The following is a 17517-nucleotide window of genomic DNA, read 5'->3' as shown; positions in this document are numbered from 1 at the left end:
AATATCCGTCCCCCGCTGCAAATCTTTTTCTTTCTATGAATCCGTCCCTGCATTTGGCGTAAATAGTGCCTGTCCGTACTCGTCGGTTCCGTATTCCCCGATGAGCTTTTGGATCTTGTCTGAACAGATCCACTCTATGAAGTCGTTGGCGCCTTCATTGTTGACCTCCGGATATTTATCGGGGCTGACCGCGATGACACCGTACTGGTTCAGAAGATTCTTATCACCTTCACATATAATCTCAAGCTCGCTTTCGAGCGTTGCGTCCTTGCTCTGTTTGAGCCATGTCCCCCTGTCTGTCAGGCAGTACGCTTTCTGCTCGTCCGCCATAGTGATCGTAGCTCCCATGCCCTGTCCGGATTCGATATAGTTCGGGTCTGCCGCCGGGTCAAGGCTTAAGCTTTCCCAGATTTTCTTTTCCTTTTTATCCGTACCAGAATCATCTCCTCTCGATACGAACGGAAGCTGGTCGTTGATGATCTGCGTAAACACCGTGTTAATATCATCCGTCTTTGCAACCGGCTCTTTTGGACCGACCACAACAAAGTCATTATACATAACGGGGAACCGCTCCACGCCGAACCCGTTGGCGATAAATTCCTCTTCACTCGCTTTTGCATGAACAAGGACTACATCAACATCTCCATTCTCGCCCATTTTGAGGGCTTCTCCCGTACCGACAGCACTCCACTCCAGATCCCATCCCGTATCTTCTTTAAAGACAGGCTTCAGATAATCAAGGAGCCCCGTATCTTCCGTACTGGTGGTCGTTGCCATCATAAGCTTTCCCTTGTCCTCAGCCTTTTCTTCCTTCTTTTCTTCTGTCGTCTCTTTTGTCTCTTCTTTTTTCTCTTCCTTCTTTTCTCCACATGTAGCAAGGGAAAAACTCATCACTGCAACGAGAAACACTGCCAATAGCTTCTTCTTCATAAATCTCTCCTCCTTTTCAAGTTCCGCGTATTACATGCACAGGAGCCAAAGTTTCTAAATGTAATAAAAAAAGTGGCTCTTTGAAAAAGAAGACCACGCTAAATTATCCCTGTAAGGAATCTGTGCGGACATTCTTTTCAAATACGGAAGGCATGTCCCTTTCGGATCATACCCATTGGCTTTTCATCATGGCATCCCGGATATCGGCTCCCGGAACGCTTTAGACTGCAAAGCTCGAATTCCTGCTATCAATATGCTGTTTTTACGCATTTACATTATTTCCAACATGTCACCGGTCCTGATTACACCTCCTTTGATTACTTTTGCGAACACTCCCTCCCTGGGCATGATACAGTCGCCCATCTTCTGGAATATCTCACATCCCTGGTGGCATTCCTTACCAATCTGGGTCAGCTCAAGTACCACCTCATTGCATTGGAATCTCGTGCCTACCGGCAACGTTTTAAAATCGATTCCCTCCACTACAAGATTCTCTCCGAAGGCACCGTCTGCGACCTCGGCTCCTTTCTTCCGGAATGCTTCAATCCTGTCATGGGACAGAAGGCTTACCTGGCGGTGCCATTTGCCCGCATGGGCATCGCCTTCTATTCCATAGTCTTCCAGAAAGGCCGCCTCACCTACATTCGTCTTCTGAGTACCTTTGGCAGAGCTTTTGCAGACTGCGATTACCTTTCCCATCTACGCTCAACCTCCAATTCTAGACATCTGCTTTTCTTCAAATCCTTCCCCTTCTTCCATCTCAAAGTGGTGGCTTAGGGGCTTATGGTATATGGCCCGTCCGATGAGCCGGGACAGCTCGTCTTCCGAGGCTCCCCGCCTCAGCGGCGTCCTCAAGTCCTCCCCTGCAGCATATTGAAGGCACGGCTTAAGCAGCCCTTCTGACGTCAGCCTTACGCGGTTGCATTCGCTGCAGAATTTGTGGGACATGGCACTGATGAATCCAATCTTTCCCCGAAAGCCCGGGAATTCCACATACGTACTTGGCCCGTTGCCGAACACCCCGCTTGAACACCTTTCTTCCCCATATGCCTCTCTCAGTACAGACAGGATATCCTCCTGCGTCTTCCCCTGATACTTTTTCCCATATCCTATGGGCATCATCTCGATGAATCTTACATCTACCGGCTTTTCCTTTGCCAGAAGCGATAGCGGCACCCACTGGTCTTCATTTACTCCCAGCAGCGGGACGCAGTTTATCTTCACCTTCACTTCCCGGTACTTAAGGGCTTCTTCAAGCCCCGACAGTGCATCAGCCAGCTTATCTCTTCTTGAAATATGCGCATACATCTCTTGATCCAATGTATCAATACTGATATTTACTGCATCGATTCCTGCCCCGGCAAGCGCCCCCATCTGCTCTTTCAGAAGCACCCCGTTTGTCGTCAGCGTGACCTGCTCGATTCCGGGAATCTGCTTCAATGTCTCTACAAGGGAGGGAAGTCCTCTGCGGACAAGGGGCTCCCCTCCGGTAAGCTTTACCCTGGATATTCCTCTCTCCGCACAGAGTCTGATAACGCGGGCAATCTCATCATAGGATAAGATATCGCTGTGGGACACCTGTTCCACGCCTTCTTCCGGCATACAGTACGTACACCGCAGATTGCACCGGTCTGTCACGGATACTCTTATATAATTGATGCTGCGTCCATACTCGTCTAACATGTGCAACTCCTTTTTACTCAATGCCATACGTATGCGCCAGCACATCCGACATCTTTTTCTTCCTGCACTTCGGGCACAGCTCCTGTACCTCTTCACCGCTTCTTAAGGCGGCCAGCTCCATCTCTTCCCTCGTGCCGATAGGCTCCCCGCATTCCGGGCAGCTGATAAGCGTAAATCCCCTTCCCCATATGCTTCTTTTGTCCTTGTCTTCCGTATATGCTATCGCATTGGTGGGACAAACCTTCGTACAGCTTAAGCATCCGACACAAGTCTCTGACGGTTCATCATAAGGCGTCGATATCTTCTTTGACGTACCTCTTAACACCGTTGAGATAGCTCCCGCCCCAAGGCTTGCACAGGCTCTGGCACACAGGCCGCACATGATGCATTTCTCCCCGTCAATAGGTTTAAAACGACTGTGGTCCATCGCCCCATACTGTTTGCAAAGAGCCTTGATTTCCGTACTTTCTGGCGCCCGCATGGCAAGAAGCATAAGCACCACGCTTCTGTCCTCTTTCACCCGTTCACTGTCAGTATATGCTTCACAGGGCCTCTCTACCGGATAGACACAGGATACTACGATCTTACTTCTCCCATTCTCCGCCACTTCAGCAAGACATACCCTGCAGCATCCCTGTTCCGCTATCCCCGGATGATGGCAGAGCGTAGGAATATAGAATCCGTTTCTCTTTGCGACTTCCAGCAGGAACTCTCCTTTCGTACAGGTGCAGGGCCTGCCGTTGATTTTAATGTCTATCTGCTGCTTTTTGGTCATTACGCCTGCCTCCCTTCCGAAATATTTTCCCTTCCCGCGGCTATGACAGCGCTGAATTTACAGGCCTCCCGGCAGCTTCCGCAGGTGATGCACCTTGCTTGGTCGATGACATGTGTTTCCTTTTTCCCGCCGCTGATTGCATCTACCGGGCATCCTCTGGCACACATGCCGCACCCGACACATTTATCAGGCACAATCTCAAAGCGGGTCAGATTCTTGCACACGCCTGCCGGACATCTCTTCTCCCTGATATGTGCTTCGTATTCCTCCCGGAAATACTGTATCGTCGTCAGCACCGGATTGGCTGCTGTCTTTCCGAGGCTGCAAAGGGAAGCATCCTGCATTGCATGGCCGAGCCGCTCAAGCAGTCCGATGTCGCCTTCCCGTCCTCTTCCTTCGCATATATCGGTCAGTATCTCCAGCATCCTTCTCAAGCCTTCCCGGCATGGCGTACATTTCCCGCAGCTCTCTTCACAGAGGAAGTTCGTATAGTATCTGGCGACCTCGACCATGCAGCTTCTGTCATCCATGACAATCATGCCGCCGGAGCCCATCATCGCCCCATAGCTTGCAAGGGAGTCAAAGTCAACCTTCAGGTCCAGCATCGACTCTGGAATGCATCCCCCGGATGGTCCTCCGGTCTGAACCGCCTTGAACGGGCGGTTCCCAAGGATTCCCCCGCCGATATCATATATGAGATGCCGTAATGTAGTGCCCATAGGCACTTCTACAAGCCCTGTCCTTTTTACCTTCCCTACAAGGGCAAATACTTTGGTGCCGCTGCTTCCCGTTGTTCCGGTTTCAGCAAATTTCTCACCGCCCTCCAGTAAAATCTTCGGAATATTCGCCAGTGTTTCCACGTTATTCAATACAGTAGGCTGATTCCAGAGTCCCCTCTGTACCGAGCGGATATATTTTGCCCTCGGTTCCCCGACACGGCCTTCAATCGAAGCCATCAAAGCCGTCGATTCCCCGCAGACGAAGGCTCCTCCGCCCCGTACCACCGATAGTTTCAGTGCATGCCCCGAACCCATTACAGACGCTCCGATCATTCCCCTGCTCTCTGCGTCCTGTATCGCTTTCCTGACATGCTTTACCGCCAGGTCATATTCATCTCTGATGTAGAAAAAATCCTTCCTCCGCACCCACCGCAATCGCGGCGATGGCCAGTCCTTCAATGACGGAATGAGGGTCTCCTTCCAGTATGGAGCGGTCCATGAACGCACCCGGGTCTCCCTCGTCACCGTTACAGGCTACATATTTCGGATTATTATCGTACCCTCTGGCAGTCCTCCATTTCCGGCCCGCAGGGAATCCCGCGCCGCCACGGCCTCTTAAGCCGGACTTTTCCACCTCGTCGATAATCTCTTCCGGAGACACGGATACTGCCTTCTTTAGGGCTTCATATCCGCCTGCTTCCAGATAATCGTCTATACTTTCCGGGTCAATCCTTCCGATATCCCGCAGAGCAGTCTTATGCTGGTGGGCATAAAAAGGATTCTCTTCCTGGGAACGGACCGGCTTCCCGGAATCGTCCTTATACATGAGGCGTCTGATTTCCTCCTCCATAAGCACGCTTTTTTCTACAATCTCGTCTGCATCTTCCGGCCTTACTTTATAGTATACCAGATTATCAGGCATAATTTTAACAATTGGTCCATTTTCACAGAAACCGTTGCAGCCTGTTGTCTTTATGTCAGCAATAACCTCTGCATGTCCGTTCTGTTTTTTTACTGCCGTATTCAGTGCTTCTGCCGTCTTCATGCTTCCATTGGCCCGGCAGCCGGTACCGCAGCAGATTAATATCTGTTTTTTCATTTAGACTGCACCACCTTCCCGGACCGTCTGTATAATCTCTTTCAGCTTTTCCAGCGTCACCTTGCCATAATACACGTCATCCACCACCAGTACCGGCGCCAGCGCGCAGGACCCGAGACAGTTCACGGTCTCAAAGGAGAACAGGCCGTCGCCTGTCGTCTCCCCCGGGCGGATGCCAAGCTCACGCTCCACCCCGTCTATGAGCGTGGACGCGCCTCTGATATGGCATGCAGTCCCGTCACAGCACTTGATGATATGTTCGCCCTTGGGTACAAGACTTAATGCCTTATAAAAAGTAGCCATGGCATACAAGGCGGACACCGGGCAACCGAGATATTCCGCCAGGGCGCGGAGGCCTTCTTTCGGGACATACTGGTATCTTCTCTGCATGTCCTGCATAATCGCCAGCGCATACCTCTGGTTACATTCATAGGAGTGAATCATCTCCTCTATACTTTCTCTGGATACTTCCAATACTTCCACCACCTTTACCCCCCTGCTACAACCGGAAAGATGGACACGATATCCGTAGGCTCCAGCTTTGCGTGGATTCCGCCCAGATGTGCCACATGCCTTCCGTTCACAAGGATAATAATCTCTTCTCCCAGGTCCTCCCCGTCCGGAGAGAGCATCTTCGCCCGAAGCTTCCCGCCATACGTATCGCAAAGAGCATGGGCCAGGTGATAGAGGTCCTCCTTGTAAGGAAAGTCCGTTGTCTTACACCCGGTATATTCCCTGAGATATGCAAAGAATTTAATCTGCATGTTTAGTCCTTTCTTCCAGAGGGAAGGGCTCTTGGCAAGAGACGCCCTCCCCCTGCAGGTTGTGCCGACATGCTCTATCTGCTGTGCAAGTCTCTTGTCTTCAGCTACAGTCCCAGTTCCTGATCCTTTTCCGGGGTGGGGATGCCGTCTGCATTCCAGCCTCTTACCTGGTAGTATTCGTTAAGCATCGTGTGAAGTTCATTCACCTTGCCCTGTGCCGGCCCTTCCGGCAGCTGCTCTCTTAACAGCCTCGGCGGAAGGGTATCTTTCTCCACGCCTGCTGCAATATTGAACTTCTTCTCAAGATTCCATACACGTTCGCCTTTCAGGAGGATATCAGCATCCGATTCATCGCTTCCCACTGCTTCCCTGTACTGTGCCGACACTTCCGGCAGCCCGATTGCAAAAGAGGTAAACAGGCAGATTCCCACAGAATCGATCAGAGCCGTCAGATCCTGGAATACCTTCAGCATTCCTGCCTTGCCTTCTGTCACAAGAGGGTCCATCTTCGTCGGAAGCCCTAATACTTCCGGTGATGTCATATACCCGCGCACATGGCAGCCGCCCCGGTTGGAGGTCGCGTATTCCAGGCCGATTCCCTGCATTGCACGTCCGTCATATGCCGGCATCTCCTGTTTCTTCACAGACATGGATAGTTCGGGATGTCCGTATTTTTCTGCCAGCCTGTAAGAGCCTAATGCAAGCTGCGCGCCGAACCCTTCGTTCTTACCGGTCAGCTCTGCAAGCTTCACCATGGTGGCCGCGTCGCCAAACCGTATCTTTATACCGCCCGTATCTTCTTCGGTCAGATATCCTGCCTCGGACAATTCCATGGCGCACGCTATCGTAGCTCCCAGCGTTATGGGGTCGAATCCGTATTCATTGCAGATGAAGTTGGCCTTACATACAGCCTCCAGGTCGTCAATTCCACAATCCGCGCCAAAGGACCATCCTGCCTCGTATTCCGGCCCCTCGCCTCTTGATTTGAACGGGCCGTCCGGAATATCGACGACGCGCCCGCATCCGATGCAGCAGCCGAAGCAGCCCTTGTTGCGGATGAGGTATTTTTCTGCCAGCGCTTCCCCGGATATATTGTCTGCATCTGCAAATACAGAACCGTCCCGGCCGTTGCGAAGCGGCAGCGCACCGGACTCATTGATGATATTGACGAGTATCTCCGTCCCGTAGGCCCCAAGCCCTTCTCCCGTTACGGGATGGGCTTTCAGCATAGTCCGTGCATGTGCAATGGCATCCATGAATCCCTCCGGGCGGGCAACATGGATGGACTTTGTACCTTTTACTGCGACCGCCTTCAATCTCTTGCTCCCCATCACCGCGCCGAGGCCTCCCCGGCCGGCCGCACGGTGCTTATCATTCATAACGCCCGCATACAGGCAGAGATTTTCGCCTGTCGGCCCGATACACGATATTCTGAAAGAAGCCCCGCATCTGTTGTTCAGCTCATCTGTCGTGTCATACACCGTCCTGCCCCACAGGTCTTCGGCGTCTCTTAGTTCCACCGTGTCATCATTGATGTAGAGATACACCGGACGGTCGCTGGCACCCTCGAAGATGATGCCGTCATATCCTGCATATTTAAGCTCCGGTCCGAAATGCCCTCCTGAGTTGGCAGCACCGATGGTTCCCGTGAGCGGCGCCTTCGCTACTACTTCGTACCGGCCGCTGCAGGATGCCGCTGTTCCGGTCAGAGGTCCCGTCATGAATATAAGCTTGTTGTCCGGCCCGAGAGGATCTACGTTTGGATCCACCTCATCACAGAAGTATTTTGTCCCAAGTCCCCTGGCACCTACGAAATCTTTTGCTGCCTGCATATCCAGGGGTTCTTTTATAATCTCTCTCGTATCCAGATTCACTCTCAGAATCTGTCCCATATATCCGTTCCTCATGCTTTTGCCTCCTCTCCGAATACATCCTTAAAGTGGTCAGCTACAGCACGCCTTCTGTCAATCCCCTCTTCCGGGTCTTCATATGTAATCGCTCCGGTGGGACAGAATTTCGCACATTTGGGCTCTCCGCCGCACAGGTCGCACTTATGCACCTGTCTCCTCTCCGTGTTGAATCCGATATTGCCGAGCGGACACGCATTCATGCACATCTTGCACCCGATGCATTTGTCCGTGTTTATCACGACCGCGTCCTTATCATCCCGGGAGATGGCGCCTACCGGACAGACATCCAGACAGCAGGGGTCCTCACACTGCATGCACATGACCGGAATGCTGATAGCCGCCTCTTCGTATGCCATGACGCTTACATTGGCAAATCTCGGATTAAACGCGCCATTATGCCCAAAGGAACAGATGAGTTCACACGTTCTGCACCCCAGGCATTTTTCGGGTTTAATCAATAACTGTTTTCCCATGCTCTAAATACCTCCTTTTCTACATAGAAAAATCCATTACTATATCCTCCGATATAATAATGGACTCCTTCGCAATCAGGCAGGCACCACCGTTCCCGGTGATACCCATTGGTCCGGCTTTCCCGTATATGTAACCGGTTCTATACGTCGGAAATGCAGGACTCGGAGTTTTTTAAATTGTTCTTATATATAGTATAATATATATTGCCGGATAATACCATAAAAATATGTCGTATTTTGTATGTTTTTTATATTTTCCGCTTCACTTTTGTTATTTTTTTGTCAAATATGACGATTTCCACACACTCTACAATGGGCATTCTTTTTTACAGGGATTTCTTCAAGCGTTCCATATATTCCGTCATAACTTAGTACAGACCCGTTCTGCGAAGGAATACCCGCAAGATACATCAGAGCGGACTGCGCTTCCAGCGCTCCGACGATCATCGTCGTCGTTCCAAGAGAACTGCTCACATGTAAAGGCTCCTTCCCCTCTGGATTCATGCAGGCAAGGCAAGGGCTTTCTTTCGTCAGAACTGCCGTAACCGTCCCATAAAAGCCGTCAATCGCGCCGTCAATGAATGGCTTATGCAGGGAAACCGCCATCTGGTTGATCAAAAGCCTTGTCGGTACCCGGTCAACCGCCGCTATCACAAGGTCATAGTCCTCCATGATGGATGCTCCGTTTTCTTCCGTGAACCATTCCGTATACATTGACGTACGGCAGTCCGGACGGAACGCCTTCACCCATCTTCCGGCACATGCAGCCTTATTCTTTCCAAGGTCCGAAGGACTATAAAGAAACTGCCGGTTCAGGTTCGTCTCCTCCACGACATCGCCATCCACAATCCCGATCCTGCCAAGTCCGGCCTCCGAAAGTACGGTCAGAACGGGGCAGCCGAGTCCACCCGCGCCGATTACGAGCACAGAAGCATTCTTAAGCCTTTCCTGTTCTTTCCTTCCGATTCCCGGCACCAGCATCTGCCTTACATAGCGGTTCCAATTATAATCATAATGAATCAAATCCCCCACATGTAACTCCCCGTCCGAGACGGCCGATGCATAATAGCAAGACTCTTTCAGCATGCAGTCCATCTCTTCCTGACACCGTCTGCAGCCTTCAAAACAGCGTTTCTTCCCTTCCACTGCAAGAACGGTATCTCCGGCCTTGATCCTCGTACCCCGTATATCTGTTCCTCTGGCCTCTATAATAATATTCGCCTTGAACTTTTGGAAGCACAGGCCTTCCACCTCCTGCTTCTGCATCCATGCAAGCGTGTCCCCTGTCACGATGCTGATCTGTCTGTCCTTGTCAAAGCAATGGCGGTCTCCTTCAATCCCTCCGCCTTTTAAGACCTTTACCTTGTCTTTCTCAATGCCGGGCTTCCCCTTTTCCTCAAATATGTGTAAACCGCTGATCTTCCCAACTTCCATAACCGCACCTCCCATTAAAACATAAGCAGACCGTCAGCTTCTGGCACATTCGCCATCGGTCCCTTTTAATATGCCAAGGCCATGCAAAAGGGAAGGCAGGATAAAAGAGAGATTCTCCCGCACTGCCTTTGGGCTTCCGGGAAGATTGATGATCAGCGTCTTGTGTCTTATGACCGAAACCGCCCTGCTCAACATGGCCCTTGGCGTAATCTGAAGGGAGTAATAACGCATGGCGTCTGCAATCCCCTGCGCATTCCTCGTGGCAACAGCAAGTGTTGCCTCCGGGGTACAGTCCCTCTCTGAGAATCCCGTCCCCCCTGTAGTCAGTATTAGATCCATCCGTTCTTCATCACTTAACCGTATCAGCTCCTGTTCAATCAGTCCCTGCTCATCGGGCAGAACAATGATTTCCCGTACTTCGTATTCCTCTTCCGGGAGCATGTCCCGTACAGCCGGACCGCTTTCGTCCGTCCGCTCGCCTCTGTAGCCTTTATCGCTCAATGTAATTACTGCTGTCTTCCATCTGTATGTTCCCATCTTCTTACCATCCTTTCCGTCCGCAGAAACCCTCCGCCTTATCTATTGGCAATCGCCTCTTGTACAATCATTATACCACAAGCGCAGAAAAGGAAGCGCCATGTAATGGCATTTACTTTTCAAGCGGTGGATTACCGGGTATAATCCGCCGGTAACGGCGGCAAGGCGACAGCCTTGGATTGCACGCAAGTGCAATCATTATGCCACAAGCGCAGAAAAGGAAGCGCCATGTAATGGCATTTACTTTTCAAGCGGTGGATTACCGGGTATAATCCGCCGGTAACGGCGGCAAGGCGACAGCCTTGGATTGCCGGCAAAGAAAAAGTGAGGAAGCTTACCTCCTCACTTAAAAATTGTTACGGTATTCATGATGTCAAGCACGGACATCCACATACTGTCCCAATTCCTGGACAGACGGAAGCATATCCAGAAGCTGCTGTGCAGCCATTTCCTGATTATCCATCGTTTTCTTTGCCATGGTGAGGTTGACATTCATCTGAAGCTTTGCGGAACTCAATGCCATGCTTGCTTTTGCAATACCCGCTGCCATATCCATTGTACATACCTCCTTTTATGTCCTTATGTAACATATATCGACAGACCGGCACGTCGTCTTAACTAATATTTGCAATCTGTTTTTACTCTTGCTATAATTGTCCCAGAATCATAAATCTTAAGGAAAGCAGGTCGCTTTATGAAAATACACGAATCCGCAGAAAATTATCTGGAGACGATACTGATGCTGCAGCAGCGAAAGGCCGCCGTGCGATCCATCGACGTTGTAAATGAACTCGGGTTTTCCAAACCGAGCATAAGCGTTGCCATGAAAAACCTGCGCAGCAACGGATTTATATCGATGGATCCGGACGGGCATATTACACTGACCAGGTCAGGCAGGGAAATAGCCGAAAAGATGTACGAGCGCCATACCTTTTTGTCAAACTGGCTTGCCGATCTGGGGGTTGCTCCTGACATTGCCGCGGAAGACGCTTGCAGGATGGAGCACGTCATCAGTGCCGAAAGCTTTGCCGCTATCAAGAGACATGTGAAAGATTCCGCTGTATAAGAAGCTGCTCTTCCAAATACTTGCACATGATCAGATTGACATTTCAGAATATAGTTCCGCAATATTGAGCGCATGATCCCCGATTCTTTCAAAATCAGTCAGCATCTCAGAAAATAAAAGGCCGGCTTCTGCCCTGCAGTCTCCACTCTGCATCCGCTTGATCTGCTTTTTCAGATAGCTCTGCCGCATATCATCAATCTTTTGTTCATTCTGAGCCGTCCTCTCCAGCATTTCCCTGCCTGAAGATCCGGTTGAAAACCCAAGTATATCAAGTGTCTCCAGGCTCGTCTGCTTCATCTTCCTTATATCATCCAGCGCATGTTCTGAGAAAGAAAGTCCCCATTTCCGCATATCTTCCGCATACCCTGCTATGTTTACCGCATGGTCTCCGATACGTTCTATATTGCTGATAATTACATAATAGGCATTGATACATTTCGAGTCCTGCACGCTCATCTCAACTGTCATCAGACGCCCGATATAACGTGATATCTCCGTATTCAGATAATTTATGTACTCTTCCGCCGCCTCAATCTTTTCCAGCGTTCCATGCCCGCCTTCCAGCGCCGCGTCAAAACTTGCCGCCGTATTATTCCTGGCCATGGAAAGCATCCTGTCCACCTCTCTTTCAATCTCTGACAGTGCCGCAGCCGCATGTCCTACCGGATATGACGGTTCGAAGGGCGAAAGGTATCTCAGATGTCTGATTTCATCTGCCTCTTCCTTTTTATCCGGCAGCATACGCACCGCCGCCCGGGCCATAAGGCCGCCGAACGGCAGAAGCAGCAATGTCGTGACGATATTAAATGTCGTATGTATATTGGCAATCTGCTGTATCTGGTTCCCCGGCGCCGTTGCTTCCATCCAGGACACAAACGGCGTGGCAATGCAGATAAATGTGAATACTGCCGTCCCTATCATATTGAACATCAGATGTATAATGGTCGTGCGCTTTGCGTTTGTTTTCGTTCCTATCGAGGCCAGCACCGCTGTTATGCACGTTCCGATATTCTGTCCAAACAAGATGTACACCGCGCTGGACAGCGGAATCATGCCGGTTCCCGCCAGCGCCTGGAGAATCCCTACGGAGGCGGACGAAGACTGGATAACCGCGGTAAATATGGCTCCAATCAGTATGCCAAGGAGCGGATTGCTGAAGGTTGTCATAAAATGGATAAATGCTTCCGAGTCTTGCAGCGGCTCCATCGCCTTCCCCATCATATCCATTCCGATGAACAACACGCCGAGTCCTGCAAATATCTCGCTTATATGGCATATCCGCTTGTTTTTTACGAATAAGATACAGGCAACACCGGCAAATGCGATGAGTGGGGCAACCGCACCTATGTCAAGAGCGATAAGCTGTCCGGTAATCGTCGTACCGATATTGGCACCCATGATGACCCATACTGCCTGGTTCAGGCTCATCAGACCCGAATTGACAAATCCGACGACCATGACTGTGGTGGCAGACGAGGACTGGATGACAGCTGTAATTCCCGCCCCCACTAATACGCCTTTGATTCCGTTGGAGGTCAGCTTCTCCAGAATCGCTTTCATCTTATTACCCGCCGCTGTCTCAAGGCCATTGCTCATCATCTGCATGCCATACAGAAACAGCGCCAGTCCCCCAAGCAGCGTCAAGATATCTGTTCCTCTCACTTGTTCGTTCTCCTTTCTTTGAACTCCTTCCACGTAATCCACAGCGGTCCGGCTATACAGACTGATGAATAGCATCCGCTGATGACGCCGGCCAGAAGTGGCAGCGCGAATACCTTGATAGATCCGATATCATACATAAATGAAAATGCAAGGACGACCGCCGCGCAGAGGGCTGTTGTAAACGCGGTCCTGACAGACCTGCCGATCGTCTCTGTGATACTCCGGTCCACGAGCATGCACAGGCCTTCCTTCTTTCTTGCCTGATGTGCCAGATTCTCCCGTATCCTGTCATAAAGGACAATGGTATCATTGATGGAATACCCGATGATTGTCAATGTCACTGCTACAAAAGCATCGTTCAGTGGTATCTTGCCGACCCCGAACACAAAGAATACGATAGCTACATCGTGCAGCAGGGCAATCACAGCCGTTATGCCGGCCGATAACCCTGAGAGTGCGGAAAAACGTATCCAGATATAGAGTACGATAAACAGCGAGGACAGGCCGATTGCAACGGCGGAATTTCTAAGCGCCTTGGCTCCGATGTATGGTTCGACCACTGATGTCTCTGACAGCATATATTCTGCTTCTCCATCCTTGTTCAGTGCTTCCAGCACCTTTTCCTGTTCATCCGGAGCAATTCCTCTGTGCCCGGCCAGCGTCAGGATAAGCTTCTTCTGGCCGGACACCGGATCTTCTGATATCTGTGTACTGACAGGGCGGTCCAGTATGCCTTCCGCCAGCGTCTCTGCCTGTGCCGTATCGGCTTCGCCCGTATATGTATAGCGGAGAATCGCTCCGCCGGTAAACTGGGTATCCAGCCTGATACCGTTCGCAGCGCTGGCAGCGGCGCCAGCCAGCAGCACCGCGGCTGTAATCAGATAGACTTTCCTGCGCCCTGATGCGAGCCTGAGCAGCTTCTGCTCTTTTTTTCTTCGGAACATATTCTCATCGTGGAACATATCGTACCGGACTGCAGACGTAAGCATGAAACGGGACAGCCATACCCCTGCCAGAAGATTTATGATGACCCCGGTAAACAAGGTATAGCCAAAGCTCAGCATCGTACCTGAACCGAACAGCATCAATATCAGAGCCACGGCTGCCGTCGTGATATTGCCGTCCAGCACGGAAGAAAAGGCATTCTTGTACCCGTTTTTCACGGCCTGCCGCACACGTTTCCCCCGTTTCAGTTCTTCCTGTATCCGTTCACTGATAATAATATTAGCATCAACCGCCATGCCCACCGACAGGATAAGTCCTGCTATCCCTGGCAGTGTCAATGTATACTGCGGAAGCGACAGGGCCAGTATCTGAAGCGACATCTGGAACACAAGCGTCATACAGCTGATTGCTCCCGGCAGCCTGTAGCTGTATATCATAAATATGCAGATCAATGCAAATGATACGGCAGCGGCGGCCACCATAGCCTTCAGTGCATCGTTGCCGAGACTCGGGCTGATCGTATTATAATTTGTAGTCTCCATGGAAAAAGGCAGCGCTCCTGCATGAATCTTTTCAGACAGCGCTCTGGCCGAGTCCATCGATTCCATGCCGTTTATTACCGCCTCCCCGCCGGTAATCTTCTGCTGTACGACAGGTGAAGAGATCAAAGTATCGTCCATATAGATCTGCAGCTGCTGTCCTACAAGGCTTCCCGTGGCCTCGGCAAATTCTTTCGTCCCCCTGCTGTCAAAAGAAAGCTGCACCTCATAACCTCCCGTCTCGGTATTCTTGACAGGCTGGCTGTTCTTAACGTTCTGCCCCTCAATCAGTACGTTTCCATCCGGGTCTCTGAACGTAAGCTTGGCTGTCTCACCAAGCTCAGATATCGCGGCTTCCGGGTTGAACTCTTTTTCATCCGACTTCCACGGAAATCGTACGATGATATGGCCTTCTTTTTTGTCAACCGTGACTTCCCGGTCTGTTATGTTCTTTGCGTCCAGCCGGCTTTCGATAACATTTCTCGCAGACTCGAGCTGAGGCGCGGATGGCGCATGTTTCATCCCAACAGGCTCGAATACCGCCTCCACGCCTCCTTTGATATCTATGCCAAGCCGCATATCCCGTACCCCTTTCAGGTCATCCCCGAGGCCGAAAAAGGCAAACAAAACAAAGGCTGCAATAATCGTCAATGCCACCCAGATATGATTCTTTTTATTTTTCAATGTACCGTTACCTCCAATATTTCTATCCGGCAGCTATGGCCGTCTATATTCTATCTGGCGGAAACAGCACGTTTTTTACCATCCCTTTCGTGGATTAGCCTGATATGGCAAAGATGCACATCTGCAAGAGCAATGCAGAATATCAGAAATGAAATAAGACTGCTTCTGAACCTTCCTCTGAAAGCAGCCATGGGCAGACAAATAGATATTCCGAACAGCAGAAAGAAACCGGAACCTTTCCTCAATTTCAGCGGGGCGGGACTGGTTTTCTCAAGCCCGCTCTCCTTTATGCCGGCTTTGGCCTGCTCTGACCGGGGCATGTCAATGATATGCCCCCTCTCCGTTATAGCATCGTGTGTATAGGAGCTTCTGTCCAGATCTGCCGCATCTTGCTGTCCTGCTTGTTTCAAAGCAAAAAGCAGCCCTGTGAAAAACAATGTAAAAAGGAATAATTTAAAATACCTTTTCTTCTTGTCCATAGGGCCGCCTCCTGCTTGATTTATAATGCAGATTTTAACATGCCGGACGGTATCCGTCAATAGGGGCTTTTAAAGCATCCCGCCTACAGGATAAGCGGTACGGTCTCACCTTTTACTACGTCCACAAGTCCGCAGTCCGTCAGCTTTAGTGCCGGGCTGACCGGTAAGCCAAGCGTACAGAGCGACATAATCGGATTATAGTGCCGGTACCCGAGAGAGATCAGACTCTTCCTGACCCTTCCGAGCATCCTGCCAATTGCGTCAGCCGGCTCTTCTGACAAGATGCCTGCAACCGGCAAAGGCAGCTCCGCGGCTATCGTGCCGTCCTCTGCCGTACAGATGCCGCCCTTGAGCTCTTTTATGCGCCGTGCCGCTGCAAGCATGTCGTCCACATTACTTCCGATTACAAGCAGGTTGTGATGGTCATGGTAATAAGTGGTAGCTGCCGCCCCTCTGCTGATACAGTCGCCTGTGACAAATCCATAGCCGATATTGCCGTTGATTCCGTGTCTCTCAAACACAGCCGCCAGCATACATCCGCTCTCTTCCCACCGGAGGCGGCCGCCTTCCACCGGCATCACTACACGGACTTCTTTCGTCTGCGTACAGCCGTCCTGTACCTGGATGACACGCACTTCTGCTTCCTTCCCTGCAATGCCTTCCGCCGGTACGAGCTTTTGAGCGGTAAGTTCCGGCAGATGGAGGCTGTCATAGAATGTCGCCGGAAAAGCGTAAGTGCCCTCCTGCCTCCGCCGAGCCCCTTTCCGATAGATTTCTCTTCCATCCTTGAACACATATTCCGGCTGGAAGCTGCCGCACTCCGCCGTTTTCAGAAGCTGGAAGTCCGCCTTTCTGCCCGGGGCGATTGCCCCTCTGTCTCTTAAGTTCATCCGTCGTGCCGGTGTGTAGGAAGCGCAGTATATGGCCTCTTCCAGAGGAAATCCCAATGCAGCCGCAGTCTGTACGACATGGTTCAGCTGCCCGTGCTCCATGAGCTCATCCGCCATCGTATCATCGGTCACGAAACAACAATGCTCATATAGCCTGTTTTCCACAATGTAATCCAGCACTTCCTGCCGCAGCATCTTCTCCTGTATCTCGACGAACATTCCATTGGCGAAGCGGTCTTTCAGCTCCGCCAGCGTATGTTCCGTATGGTCGCCGTCAATTCCTCTGTACAGGAACTTCGCCAGATCAAGCCCTGTGAGGGACGGACAGTGTCCCTCTATCACAGCGTATGGATCTTCCTCCCTCAGATAATCAAGATACTTTGTAATCTCCAGCTCATCCCCGCGTATAATCTGGCGGTAATTCATGACTTCCCCGACACACACGACACCGTCCTCGTCCATCAGGTGCTTCATCTCTTCAAATCCGATGACACCGCCTGTCGTCTCAAGACGGCTGTTCGTGGACGGCACACTGCTTGGGATTCCATAATAGATATCTATCGGCGCATCTTTCGCGCCGTTGATCATCTCATGAATGCCCGAGACACCGACTATATTTGCAATCTCATGAGGCTCTGATACCAGGGTCGTCACCCCGCACTCAGCCGCCCGTTCTCCAAATGATACCGGCGTCATCATGGAACTCTCTATATGCATATGGATATCGACGAAGCCCGGCAGCATACGGTAACCGCTCCCGTCCAGCACATGCTCCGCCTCAAGACTATGCTGTTCCGATTTCTGGGCCTCCCTGCATACATAGTAAATCCTGTCTTTTAATACGTACACATCTGCCATTTCAAACAGCTTCAGATATGAATTATATACTTCTGCATTTTTAATGAGCCAATCTACCTTCTCCATAACA

General features: G+C 51.0%; 18 protein-coding genes and 2 riboswitches. Of the genes, 1 reads left to right on the top strand and 17 read right to left on the bottom strand.

The window, feature by feature from the left end; translation table 11 throughout:
• Positions 1 to 33: 33 nt before the first annotated feature.
• From HMPREF0980_RS04160 to HMPREF0980_RS04105, 13 genes are all read right to left on the bottom strand, one after another.
• Entirely contained in the window at positions 34 to 930 is an 897-nt protein-coding gene (locus HMPREF0980_RS04160; protein WP_049727855.1) for an ABC transporter substrate-binding protein, read from the bottom strand.
• Between the two features lie 114 nt (positions 931 to 1044).
• A riboswitch (molybdenum cofactor riboswitch) is annotated at positions 1045 to 1182 on the bottom strand.
• An 18-nt stretch (positions 1183 to 1200) separates the two neighbouring features.
• Positions 1201 to 1629 carry an MOSC domain-containing protein gene (locus HMPREF0980_RS04155; protein WP_049727854.1) on the bottom strand — a complete coding sequence of 143 codons (429 nt, stop codon included), beginning with the start codon at positions 1627 to 1629 and terminating at the stop codon, positions 1201 to 1203.
• A gap of 6 nt (positions 1630 to 1635) precedes the next feature.
• On the bottom strand, positions 1636 to 2613 hold the full coding sequence (moaA, locus tag HMPREF0980_RS04150; protein ID WP_049727853.1) for a GTP 3',8-cyclase MoaA: 978 nt from the start codon (positions 2611 to 2613) through the stop codon (positions 1636 to 1638).
• 13 nt (positions 2614 to 2626) lie between these two features.
• Positions 2627 to 3388, bottom strand: coding sequence for a 2Fe-2S iron-sulfur cluster-binding protein (locus HMPREF0980_RS04145; RefSeq protein WP_049727852.1), 762 nt, complete (start codon positions 3386 to 3388; stop codon positions 2627 to 2629).
• Entirely contained in the window at positions 3388 to 4566 is a 1179-nt protein-coding gene (locus HMPREF0980_RS19715) for an NADH-ubiquinone oxidoreductase-F iron-sulfur binding region domain-containing protein (protein ID WP_330375844.1), read from the bottom strand. Before HMPREF0980_RS19715 ends, HMPREF0980_RS04145 begins: the two co-directional genes overlap by 1 nt.
• Positions 4499 to 5206 carry a (2Fe-2S) ferredoxin domain-containing protein gene (locus HMPREF0980_RS19710; protein WP_330375843.1) on the bottom strand — a complete coding sequence of 236 codons (708 nt, stop codon included), beginning with the start codon at positions 5204 to 5206 and terminating at the stop codon, positions 4499 to 4501. Before HMPREF0980_RS19710 ends, HMPREF0980_RS19715 begins: the two co-directional genes overlap by 68 nt.
• Complete coding sequence (gene nuoE, locus HMPREF0980_RS04135; protein ID WP_049727851.1) at positions 5207 to 5692, bottom strand: NADH-quinone oxidoreductase subunit NuoE; 486 nt, start codon at positions 5690 to 5692, stop codon at positions 5207 to 5209.
• Positions 5693 to 5694: 2 nt separating this feature from the next.
• Positions 5695 to 5970 carry a MoaD family protein gene (locus HMPREF0980_RS04130; RefSeq protein ID WP_049727850.1) on the bottom strand — a complete coding sequence of 92 codons (276 nt, stop codon included), beginning with the start codon at positions 5968 to 5970 and terminating at the stop codon, positions 5695 to 5697.
• 104 nt (positions 5971 to 6074) lie between these two features.
• Positions 6075 to 7877 carry an aldehyde ferredoxin oxidoreductase family protein gene (locus tag HMPREF0980_RS04125; protein ID WP_049727849.1) on the bottom strand — a complete coding sequence of 601 codons (1803 nt, stop codon included), beginning with the start codon at positions 7875 to 7877 and terminating at the stop codon, positions 6075 to 6077.
• Positions 7874 to 8353 (bottom strand): 4Fe-4S dicluster domain-containing protein, encoded by a 480-nt coding sequence (locus HMPREF0980_RS04120; protein ID WP_049727848.1) that lies wholly within the window; start codon positions 8351 to 8353, stop codon positions 7874 to 7876. The genes HMPREF0980_RS04125 and HMPREF0980_RS04120 overlap by 4 nt, the downstream gene beginning before the upstream one ends.
• Positions 8354 to 8401: 48 nt before the next feature.
• A riboswitch (molybdenum cofactor riboswitch) is annotated at positions 8402 to 8533 on the bottom strand.
• A 102-nt stretch (positions 8534 to 8635) separates the two neighbouring features.
• The gene (locus HMPREF0980_RS04115; RefSeq protein ID WP_084002644.1) at positions 8636 to 9787 is read right to left on the bottom strand and encodes a ThiF family adenylyltransferase; all 1152 of its coding nucleotides are present in this window, start codon (positions 9785 to 9787) and stop codon (positions 8636 to 8638) included.
• Positions 9788 to 9820: 33 nt separating this feature from the next.
• On the bottom strand, positions 9821 to 10324 hold the full coding sequence (locus tag HMPREF0980_RS04110; RefSeq protein ID WP_049727846.1) for a MogA/MoaB family molybdenum cofactor biosynthesis protein: 504 nt from the start codon (positions 10322 to 10324) through the stop codon (positions 9821 to 9823).
• 373 nt (positions 10325 to 10697) lie between these two features.
• Positions 10698 to 10880, bottom strand: a complete 183-nt coding sequence (locus HMPREF0980_RS04105; RefSeq protein WP_049727845.1) for a YjfB family protein — start codon at positions 10878 to 10880, stop codon at positions 10698 to 10700.
• Positions 10881 to 11018: 138 nt separating this feature from the next.
• Between HMPREF0980_RS04105 and HMPREF0980_RS04100 the strand changes: the two genes are divergently transcribed.
• Entirely contained in the window at positions 11019 to 11390 is a 372-nt protein-coding gene (locus HMPREF0980_RS04100; protein WP_049727844.1) for a metal-dependent transcriptional regulator, read from the top strand.
• Positions 11391 to 11420: 30 nt separating this feature from the next.
• On the opposite strand, the gene HMPREF0980_RS04095 is transcribed toward HMPREF0980_RS04100, so the two are convergent.
• The 4 genes from HMPREF0980_RS04095 to HMPREF0980_RS04080 all read right to left on the bottom strand — a co-directional run bounded on the left by HMPREF0980_RS04095 (position 11421) and on the right by HMPREF0980_RS04080 (position 17513).
• Positions 11421 to 13052, bottom strand: a complete 1632-nt coding sequence (locus tag HMPREF0980_RS04095; RefSeq protein WP_049727843.1) for a Na/Pi cotransporter family protein — start codon at positions 13050 to 13052, stop codon at positions 11421 to 11423.
• Complete coding sequence (gene secD / locus HMPREF0980_RS04090) at positions 13049 to 15220, bottom strand: protein translocase subunit SecD (RefSeq protein ID WP_049727842.1); 2172 nt, start codon at positions 15218 to 15220, stop codon at positions 13049 to 13051. The genes HMPREF0980_RS04095 and secD overlap by 4 nt, the downstream gene beginning before the upstream one ends.
• Positions 15221 to 15270: 50 nt before the next feature.
• The gene (locus HMPREF0980_RS04085) at positions 15271 to 15699 is read right to left on the bottom strand and encodes a hypothetical protein (protein ID WP_049727841.1); all 429 of its coding nucleotides are present in this window, start codon (positions 15697 to 15699) and stop codon (positions 15271 to 15273) included.
• An 83-nt stretch (positions 15700 to 15782) separates the two neighbouring features.
• The gene (locus HMPREF0980_RS04080; protein WP_049727840.1) at positions 15783 to 17513 is read right to left on the bottom strand and encodes an adenine deaminase C-terminal domain-containing protein; all 1731 of its coding nucleotides are present in this window, start codon (positions 17511 to 17513) and stop codon (positions 15783 to 15785) included.
• Between the last annotated feature and the right edge of the window lie 4 nt (positions 17514 to 17517).

It is taken from the genome of Dorea sp. D27 (assembly GCF_001185345.1).
Lineage (GTDB): Bacteria > Bacillota > Clostridia > Lachnospirales > Lachnospiraceae > Extibacter.
Note: the sequence above shows the minus strand (reverse complement) of the source record. Positions and strands in the feature narration are given on the sequence as shown.

What these genes read in the sequence shown, in the direction of transcription:
- HMPREF0980_RS04130 (WP_049727850.1), bottom strand. Translation starts at nt 5,970, where the DNA reads ATGCAGATTAAATTCTTTGCATATCTCAGGGAATATACCGGGTGTAAG.
- HMPREF0980_RS04155 (WP_049727854.1), bottom strand. Translation starts at nt 1,629, where the DNA reads ATGGGAAAGGTAATCGCAGTCTGCAAAAGCTCTGCCAAAGGTACTCAG.
- moaA (WP_049727853.1), bottom strand. Translation starts at nt 2,613, where the DNA reads ATGTTAGACGAGTATGGACGCAGCATCAATTATATAAGAGTATCCGTG.
- HMPREF0980_RS04105 (WP_049727845.1), bottom strand. Translation starts at nt 10,880, where the DNA reads ATGGATATGGCAGCGGGTATTGCAAAAGCAAGCATGGCATTGAGTTCC.
- HMPREF0980_RS04145 (WP_049727852.1), bottom strand. Translation starts at nt 3,388, where the DNA reads ATGACCAAAAAGCAGCAGATAGACATTAAAATCAACGGCAGGCCCTGC.
- HMPREF0980_RS19710 (WP_330375843.1), bottom strand. Translation starts at nt 5,206, where the DNA reads ATGAAAAAACAGATATTAATCTGCTGCGGTACCGGCTGCCGGGCCAAT.
- HMPREF0980_RS04085 (WP_049727841.1), bottom strand. Translation starts at nt 15,699, where the DNA reads ATGGACAAGAAGAAAAGGTATTTTAAATTATTCCTTTTTACATTGTTT.
- HMPREF0980_RS04110 (WP_049727846.1), bottom strand. Translation starts at nt 10,324, where the DNA reads ATGGGAACATACAGATGGAAGACAGCAGTAATTACATTGAGCGATAAA.
- HMPREF0980_RS04160 (WP_049727855.1), bottom strand. Translation starts at nt 930, where the DNA reads ATGAAGAAGAAGCTATTGGCAGTGTTTCTCGTTGCAGTGATGAGTTTT.
- HMPREF0980_RS04100 (WP_049727844.1), top strand. Translation starts at nt 11,019, where the DNA reads ATGAAAATACACGAATCCGCAGAAAATTATCTGGAGACGATACTGATG.
- HMPREF0980_RS04120 (WP_049727848.1), bottom strand. Translation starts at nt 8,353, where the DNA reads ATGGGAAAACAGTTATTGATTAAACCCGAAAAATGCCTGGGGTGCAGA.
- HMPREF0980_RS04080 (WP_049727840.1), bottom strand. Translation starts at nt 17,513, where the DNA reads ATGGAGAAGGTAGATTGGCTCATTAAAAATGCAGAAGTATATAATTCA.
- HMPREF0980_RS04115 (WP_084002644.1), bottom strand. Translation starts at nt 9,787, where the DNA reads ATGGAAGTTGGGAAGATCAGCGGTTTACACATATTTGAGGAAAAGGGG.
- HMPREF0980_RS04125 (WP_049727849.1), bottom strand. Translation starts at nt 7,877, where the DNA reads ATGAGGAACGGATATATGGGACAGATTCTGAGAGTGAATCTGGATACG.